Annotated in this window: 4 protein-coding genes and 2 pseudogenes; 2 read left to right on the forward strand and 4 right to left on the reverse strand. The window is 61.5% G+C overall.

The features are described 5' to 3' along the window. On the forward strand, positions 1-562 hold a 562-nt coding region (locus ACIREA_RS20170), incomplete at its 5' end, for a L,D-transpeptidase (RefSeq protein WP_397384146.1). A 10-nt stretch (positions 563-572) separates the two neighbouring features. Here ACIREA_RS20170 and ACIREA_RS20175 read toward each other — a convergent pair. Continuing rightward, positions 573-5,183, reverse strand: a complete 4,611-nt coding sequence (locus ACIREA_RS20175) for a PAS domain S-box protein (protein ID WP_397384147.1) — start codon at positions 5,181-5,183, stop codon at positions 573-575. A 166-nt stretch (positions 5,184-5,349) separates the two neighbouring features. After that, positions 5,350-6,021, reverse strand: coding sequence for a spermine synthase (locus ACIREA_RS20180; RefSeq protein WP_397384148.1), 672 nt, complete (start codon positions 6,019-6,021; stop codon positions 5,350-5,352). 107 nt (positions 6,022-6,128) lie between these two features. On the opposite strand from ACIREA_RS20180, the pseudogene ACIREA_RS20185 reads away from it, so the two are divergent. Then, a pseudogene (locus tag ACIREA_RS20185) lies at positions 6,129-6,422 on the forward strand (ADP-ribosylglycohydrolase family protein); the annotation flags it as partial. 84 nt (positions 6,423-6,506) lie between these two features. Here the strand turns inward: ACIREA_RS20185 and ACIREA_RS20190 are convergent. Then, a complete protein-coding gene (locus ACIREA_RS20190; protein ID WP_397384149.1) occupies positions 6,507-6,989 on the reverse strand; it encodes a hypothetical protein in 483 nt (160 codons plus the stop codon). A 175-nt stretch (positions 6,990-7,164) separates the two neighbouring features. After that, a pseudogene (locus ACIREA_RS20195) lies at positions 7,165-8,770 on the reverse strand (hypothetical protein); the annotation flags it as partial.

Here is an 8,770-nt window from a genome sequence, read left to right on the forward strand (position 1 = left end):
CACGGGCAACAATGCGTTTCATTACAGCCGCAGGTTTGTGACCAGTGACATCCCACGGGCCTCGCGCTTTGTGTGGAAAGGGGTGACGGGATTGTTTGGCCCGAACGACAACTCCTTCTGGTATGCGGATGAGATGCGCGGCAAACCCAGCGTGGTGATCAATCTCAGCGAGCAGATGGTGTATCTCTTCAAGCGCGGCGAGCTCGCGGGCGGCTCGCCCATCTCCTCGGGCTCGGAGGGCTATGACACACGGCCGGGCAGCTATCACGTGATGGAGAAGGACATCGGCCACAAATCCTCCATCTACGGCGACTACGAGGACTATCAGGGCAACGTGATCATGCAGAACATCGACAACCGCAAGGATCGCAAGCCGCCGGGCACGCGGTTTGAAGGGGCCAAGATGTACTACTTCATGCGCATCTATGGCGGGGTGGGCATGCACCAGGGCTATCTGCCCGGCTACGCCGCATCGCATGGCTGCATCCGTTTGCCGGGGCACATGGCGGAGAAGTTTTTCCGCGAGGTGCACGTGGGCACGCCGGTGGAGGTGGTGCCCTAGATTTAAGGCATCACTTTGGGCACAGGACGTCCTGCAACACTTCGGCGAGCTGGCCTTCGGTGAAGGGTTTGTCGAGCCGATGGGTCACGCCGAGGGTTTTCATCTCCGCGGCCTGGGGATCTTCCATGCGTCCGCTGGCGACGACGACGGGGACGTCCGGCAGGATCAGGCGGAGCACGCGGACAAAGGCGAGGCCGTCCATGTGAGGCATGTGCAGATCGGTGATGATGACACGGAGCTCAGCCTGATGCCGCATGGCGAGCTGCAGTCCGTCCGCGCCGTCGGTGGCGGTCACAGGATTGAAGTTCAGCCGCTGCAAGACCACGCCGGCCATCTCGCGCACGGCGGCTTCGTCATCCACGAGAAGGATGGTCTCCCCATGGCCGAGGCATGAGGCCGCCGCTGCGGGAGCGAGTGGCATACCACCTTCCACCACATGAGCGGGCAGAAAGGCGGTGAAGGTGGAGCCCAGGCCTGGCTGCGAAGAAACCTGCAGGAATCCGCCATGGCTTTTCACAATGCCCATCACTGTGGAGAGGCCGAGGCCGGTGCCTTTGTCCGGGCTTTTGGTGGTGAAGAAAGGATCGAAAATCCGCTCGATGATTTCCTTTGAAATGCCGGCGCCGGTGTCGTGCACGCGCAGAGCCACATAGCTGCCAGGCCGGGCATCGGGCACGGAGCTGGCAAAGGCTTCATCAACCTCCAGTGGCTGAGCTTCGAGAGTGAGGGTGCCACCTGTAGGCATGGCATCGCGGGCATTGACGCACAAGTTCAGGAGAATCTGATGCATCTGCGTGGCGTCTCCGAGCACGGTGGGAAGTTCGGGCGCGCAGGTGACCACGAGGTGAATGTTTTTGGGGAAGCTGCTTGTCATCAGGCTTTCCAACTCGTGGACCAGACGTTCCACCTGGAGGACGACGCGTTCTCCCTCCGCGCCTTTGGCAAAGGTGAGGAGCTGGCGCACCATCTCGGCACCGCGCCTTGCGCTGGTTTCAAACATGTCCAGAATCTTCGACTCCTGGGGGCACCGCATTTTGAGCAGCTCCACTCCCATCAGGATGGGGGCGAGGGCGTTGTTCAGATCATGCGCCACACCGCCGGACAGTGTGCCGAGGGCTTCCATTCGCTGCGAACGCAGAGCCAGGCTTTCCATGTTTTTGCGCTCGGAGAAGTTGCGGCTGCGTTCCAGCTCAATGGAAACACGTTGGGCGATGATGAGCAGTATCTGCTGGTCTTCCTCGGTGAATTCGTGGGGCCTGGTGTCCAGCAGGCAGGTGACGGCGACGACGTTTCCACGGGCGTCCAGCGAGGGAACACCGCAATAGGCGTTCCCATTGTAATGGCGGATAAACGCTGAATGAGGAAAGTGCTCCTGAACGCATTTGTAGAGGCGCAGGTCTTTGCTGCCGACCACCGAGGCACAAGGGCTGGTGGACAGCGGAGCCACGCCTGCATCGTGCTGAATCTGGCCGTGGACCCACACGGCCTTGATCTGCAACTCCTGGCCAAGGACCTCTGAGAGGCAGACCACGGGGACTTCAAACAGGGTGGCCACCATGCCAACGACTTCATCGAAAACGGCTCCCGGTTCACCCGAGAGCTGCATGCTGAGCTCGGACAGCCGGTGCAGTTTGCGAAGGTAGGCGGCGTTCCGTTCCTGGGACTGCCTGCGCTCGGTGATGTCACGCTCGTTGGCAAGGATGCACCACTCACCATCGATCTGAACCGGTGTGGCGATGACTTCGAGCGGGAAGATGGAGCCGTCTTTGCGCTGGTGATTGAGTTCAAAGCGGAGAGTCTCGCCCTGCAGTATCTTTTGCAACCTTCCGGACGCCGCCAGGGCGGCCTCGGCGTCGTCGAGGTCACGCATATTCATGCCGATGATCTCGGTTTCTGTGTATCCATGCATCTGAGCGGCGGCACCATTGGCCGAGAGGATGCGGCCATCGGACTTCAGCAAGAAGATGGCGTCTCCACTGGTCTCGATGAGAGAGCGGTAGCGCAGCTCGCTTTCGCGCAGAGCCTGCTCCGCCCGTTTGCGCACCGTCACATCCACGCCGGAGGCCACGACCTGCACGATGCGGCCGGTGTCATCGCGAAGAGGATTGAAGACGGCGTCCACCACAATGACGTTCCCGCCGAGGGTGTGTGCTTCAAAATCATCCCGTACGATTTCGCCGCTTGCCGCGCGGCCAATGGCTGAGCGAACTTTCTCCTGAGCTTCGGCTGAATAGCTCCACCAGTCTGCCTCCCAGAGCAACTGACCGATGACGCGGTTACGCTTCACCCCGCTGACTTCCAGCGGGGAGTGGTTGACCTCGATCATGCGGCCCTCAGGGGTGAAGAGCCCGACAAAGGTGAACATGCTGTTGAGGATGTCGCTCATGCGGCGCCGGCTGGCCAGCATCTCCGCTTCAGCTTTCCGCAGCTCGGTGACATCACGAACGAAGGCGCTGTAGTGCGGCTTTCCACCGATGGTGAAGCTGGCGCTGGTCAGCTCCATCCGGATCTTCGCACCATCACGGCGTGTGCCGGTCAGCTCCATGCGGCGATCCGCAGACTGGGAGAATTGCTGCCAGAGCTGCTCATGGGTCTTGAGCTGGTCCGGGGTGGCGATGGTGTCGACGAGGCTGCGCCCGATGGCTTCATCAGCGTCCCAGCCAAAGATGGCGCGGGCCTGGGGATTCCAGCCGCTGATCAAGCCGTTTGCATCCACCGTGATGACGGCATCAAGAGCGGTGTCGATGATCTGGCGGGTGCGCTCTTCGCTTTCACGCAGCGCGCCGGTGCGTTCGGTGACGAGCTGCTCGAGGTTTTCGTTGAGCCTGCGCACTTCGGCCTCGGCCAGCTTGCTGGCGGTGATGTTGATCTGAGCAATGACCGCGCCGCCTTCCTTGCGTGACAAGGGGGTGACCTGCATGATGAACCAGCGTTCTTCGCTGGGCGAGTGGCAGGCATACTCGTGTTTGAAGGTCGGTCTGGAATGATCCAGCACGCCGCGCAGTCCCTCAATGACCTGCTGAACGTCCACGCCGGAGTCCTGTGCAGCCTTTTGGCACACATCCAGATAATTGGCACCCACGCCCAGGGCGGACATCTTGTCAGCTGCGCCATTTTCATGCGCGAAACGCTCCCAGCCATCGTTGATGGCGATGATGGTGCCGTGGCGGTTCACGACGGCAATGTTGGCCATCATGGAATTGATCACGGCGCGGTTCAATGCCTCGCTGTCGCGCAGGATGCGATCGATATCGTGCTCCTTGGTGACATCCCGGAAGACGAGCACGACGCCGATGATGCGTCCGGAGGGATCGCGAATGGGGGCGGCGCTGTCGGTGATTGGGCGTTCAGTGCCGTCGCGGGAGATGATGACGGTGTGATTGGCCAGACCGTGGATTTCGCCTGTGTCCAGCACATCATCCACGGGGATGATGGCGGGTTCGCGCGTTTCTTCATTGATGATACGGAAGACTTCCTCCACCGGGCGTCCAAGCGCCTCGGCCAGCGTCCATCCCGTGAGCTTTTCTGCGATGGGGTTGAGGCGCGTGATGCGCCGCTGCGCGTCGGTGGCCAGGACGGCATCGCCAATGGAGTTGAGCGTGACTGACAGTTTTTCCTCACGGGAGCGGAGGACTTCAGCGGCGGCTTTCTGCTCCGTGACATCGCGTGCGGAGGCAAAAATGAGCCCGTCCGGGTGCGGCGCGGACTTCCACCAGAACACGCGTGAGGAGCCGTCCTTGTGAAGGCAGCGGATTTCAAACTGCTGGACGCCTGTGCCCTCGGCGAGCTGCCGTGCGACTTCGGCCTCCGCGGCGGCGCGATCATCCGGGTGCACAAATCCGAGGTAGGGGCGCGTCGTCAGGTCCTCGGCGCTCCAGCCCAGGATTTGGGTGAAGGCGGGATTGACGCGTTTGAGATAGCCATCTGCGCCGATGATGCAGAGCATGTCCAGAGGCACCGTGAAAAACAGCTCGCGCTCTGCTTCCGCCTGCTGCCGTTTTTCGAAATCGCGCCGCACGATGAAGCTGGCAAAGCCGATCATGAAGAGGGAGAGCACGCCGCCGAAGGCCACGATGGTCAGCGTGATGGTGGAGAGCTTTTTCGCCCGGGTCTTGATGCCAGGGAGGAGCTGGTTTTCCTCGCCCTTCAATGCGACGATCACTTTGCGGATATCCTCCATGGTCTTCATGCCCCGGCCCTGGCTGATGAACTGAAGTGCTGCGGTGGCATCACTGCTGCGGCGCAGATTGATCACCTCGCCGGCATGATTGAGTTTTTCTTGAATCAGCGGCTCCAGAGCCGCCAGCCGCTGCTGCTGCCTGGGATTTTCTGACATCAATTGTTTCGCTGTCGCGAATGCTTTCGGCACTGCGGTGATGCCGGCCTGATAGGAGCGCAGGAACTTTTCATCACCCGAGATGGCAAACCCACGGTTTCCCGTTTCCACGTTGAGCAGATCCACGAGGAGCTCATCGAGCACGTCATTGACGCGGTGGGTGTGGTCAAAGGAATCAAAGGTGGCCACGTTTCGCTGTTCGCTCCACCACGCACTCATACCGGTGAGGAGCAAGAAGACCAGAGCGATGAGAAATCCCGCCTGAATTTTATGTTGGATCAGCACCGGCTAGATAGGTAAGGCGTTAGCCAATTCTTTCATGTTCATTGCTTTAACTGATATGAATGAATATTCATAGGGTGCTTTTGACCCGGGGCAAATTCGACCTGCAAAACAATGCGGCAGGCAGGGTGATTAGCCGAGGCGCTCGGATCCTTTTGGACCGGGATGGCTAACGGCGCTCCGCGACGAAGATGGTGTGCGTGCAGCGCTTCGCCTGCGGGTAGGCTTTGGCGGCGACAGTTTCGACTTTGAAGCCAGCTTTGGAGAGGCGTTTGGCGAAGGCGTGATCGGTGCTGGCGGACCAGAAGGTGACGCGGCCACCGGGCTTCAGGGCGTGGGTGATGGCGGAAAAGCCCTGGGTCTGATAGAGGCGCGCATTGCCGTCCTGCACCATGGCAATGGGGCCGTTGTCCACATCGAGCAGGATGGCGTCGTAGTGGGCTTTGGGGGCGCGGCTGATGACTTGGAAGACATCGTCCACGGTGATCTCGACACGCGGGTCATCGAGGAGCTGGCCGTTCACGGCGGTGAGGTATTCGCGGTTCCAGGCGACGACCTGGGGCAGGAGCTCCGCCACCTGAACGTGGGCGGCGGGGCCCATGAGTTCGAGCACTCGGCGCAGGGTGAAGCCGAAGCCGAGGCCGCCGATGAGGACGTTTGCCGGGCCAGCGCCAAGGCGTGCGCAGGCGAGCTCTGCGAGGACTTTTTCGGACTCGGAGGCATTGGTGCCCATGAGGGGCTGGCGATTGACGCGCAGATAGAAATTCGAATCGTGCGAATGCAGGGTCAGCTCCGCGCCATCGGGCGTGTGAGAAGTGGCCAGCAGAAGGAAAGGTTTCATGGAAGGGCTGCCCCGCGAAAAGCCACGTGCCTCTCCGGCGTGTGACAGGAGCGCGGAGAGGGCGGTGTGCAATGGTGAATGACCAGAATTGAATGGCCGCAAAAAGACGCAAAGAAGGGATGCAAAAAGTCTCCATCGTTTATGGAATGCCCTGCGCGATTTATCACCAGCTACCGGCGGCCTATTATCTCACCGCATGCTTTTCCGATGACTTTGAGCTGGCGGTGCTGCATGCCATCAATGGCGGCGGGCAGAATCAGGCGCGTGCGATTCTCACGGGTGCGCTGGTGGGAGCGCAGGTGGGGCTGTCGGGGATACCCCAGCGGTTTCTCGATGGGCTGGAAAATGCGGAGGAGCTGATTGGATTGGCGAAGGAACTGCGGGAACAGGCGGAAGGGTGAAGCGCTGAGCCCCCTTTGAATCAGCCTGCTCTTAAAAACCGGTCAGCATATTTGCGGAAGCTCCGGTTGCTTGAGCAGCTGGGTTCATCGGGGCCTGTCATCGGCGATGGGCTGGGCCCAGGCGGGGAGCTGTGCAAAAGGGGTGATGTCTTTGGCCGCAGCGATCAGCTTTCCGGTGCTGAGCGAGTATTGGTGGTAAACGGCAGGGCCATGACGGCCGCGTGACTTGATCGCGATGGTGGTGTCGTGATCGGCAAAGCTCCAATCTTCGATGAAGGGGCCTGCCCGGAAGTCACGCCAATGGTCGGGCGAGAGCATCACGCGAACGATGTTGTTCACCGGTTCGCCATGGCTGTTCCGGTTGGAATAACGCGTCCATCCCACAAGCCCGGAGTCCGCATGGCGCACGTGCATGCAGCATCCCTGGCGCGTCCATCGTTCTGAGTGGCCATCGGCGAAGGTGACGTGGATGTTGCCGATGGGCTCGCCCCAGTCCCGCCGCTCGGATGGGACATCGATGATTTTCGCGGCCACCGGCATGTCGCTGCCTTGTGCTACGAGAGACAAGCAGGAGACTATGATGATGACGGCTAACTGAAGGGTGCTTCGAGGACTCATGGTGGGGGGCTTCTTCGAGGGCTTGGGTGCGGTGGGTGTGGCGAAGCTGTGCTGAAGCACAGCACTCCGGGGACGCTGGCGCGCTCACTGAGGGCTGGATATTGGAACTTGAAACTCTTAAGCCCTACCGCTTCGCTTTGGCCGCAATGGCTTTGTAGTAGCTTTCGATGGCGGCGCGGTATTCGGGGGCGGCTTCGGAACGGGTGGCCTCGGTGAGGTCGTCGGCCATCTTTTGGGGGAGGTGGCCCCAGTCGCCTTTGACGAGGATGGTGCCCTGGCCGAGGACGCCGTCCTGGAGCTGGGTGGATTGATTGCCACCTTCGGCGGACTGGGCCTGGGAATTCTGGCCCTGCTGCTTGTTGTTTTGCGCCTGCTGCTGGGAGGGTTTCTGGCCGGGGGCCTGGCCCTGATTGCGGGAGTCGGCCATGCTTTGCTGCTGGGCCTGCTGGGCGTCGCTGAGGCTCTGCTGCGCGGATTGCTGGCCTCCTTCGGGCTTGCCGCCCTGCGATTGCTGCTGCTGCTGGCCGTTTTGCTGCTGGTTGCCCTGCATGGGGTGAAGCTGGGCATCGAGCTGATCGAGCGCCTGGGCGAGCATCTGGCCCTGGAGCTGTTCGAGGGGGGATGCGAGCATGGCGGGGGACGTTTTGCTGGCGGTGGCTTCGGCGGCTTTGGCTGCCTGGGCGGCGTTGGCGAGGCTTTGCTGGGAGGCCTGAGGATTGGGCACGGGATTGGCCTGGGTGGCTTCGGCTTTCTGGCCGGCCTGTTGCAATTGATTGCTGGCTTGCGCGACTTGCTGCGCGGCTTCTTTGTCTCCAAGGCGCTCCTGATGGCGTGAGACGCGGGCGAGATCGCTGGCGGCCTGCTTCTGCGCCATGCCGTTTTGCACGGCCTGCTGGGTTTCTTTGGCGACGGCCTGCTCTGCCAGCTGTGCGGTGGATTGCGCGGTTTCCGCGAGGGCCTTCTGCATGGACTGATTTTTGGGCAGCTCTTTTTCCAAAGCTTCAAGCACGGCCTGCGGATTTTGAGTGGCGTCCTTGGCCATTTCGGCGAGCTGCTGGGCGCGCTGGTAGGCTTCGTCGAGCGGCTCCTGCACACCGAGTTCCTGCTCCATCTGCTGCATGGAGGCCTGCTCGGCTTCGGTGAGCTGCTGGCCGTCTTCGACCTTCTGCATGTTTTGCGCGAGCTGCTCAAGTGCCTGCGCGGTCTGCTGCTGGGCATTGGCGGCGGACTGCAGGGCCTGGGCCTGGGGCTTGCTCTGCGATGCCTGGGCGGCCTGCTTCAAATTCTGCGCAATTTGAGGGGTCTTCTGCTGCATTTGCGCGAGGGCGACATCGGCGGTGCGGGCGAGCTGGGATTCGGCCTGCTTGGTGAGATCGGAGGCGTTGGCTTCCTGGCGAAGGGCGGCCTGCAGGGCGGCCATTTTCTCGGCGTTCTCGGCGGCTTCGGGGCGGAGTTCCTGGGCTTTTTCGGCGACTTCGGCGACGGGTTTTTCGGCCTTGGCGGCATCGGCGGCGGTCTGGGTTTCTTGCTGCGTCTTTTTGAGGTCTGCAGCCACGCGTTTCATCATGTCGCTGACTTCGGGAGTGAGTGAGGCGAGCTGGGCGCGTGCGGCATCGATCTGCGGCTGGAGCTGTGCGGCGAGTTCGTTGGCCTTCTTCTGCGCATCGGCGGTGGCCTGCTGCACGGGCTGTGAATTGAGCTGCTGGCCGGGCTGCTGCTGCGAGGCTTCG

Origin of the sequence: Prosthecobacter sp. (genome assembly GCF_044373815.1) — a bacterium.
Lineage (GTDB): Bacteria > Verrucomicrobiota > Verrucomicrobiia > Verrucomicrobiales > Verrucomicrobiaceae > Prosthecobacter.

Coding starts and splice junctions, on each gene's coding strand:
- ACIREA_RS20180 (WP_397384148.1), bottom strand. CDS start 6,021: ATGAAACCTTTCCTTCTGCTGGCCACTTCTCACACGCCCGATGGCGCG.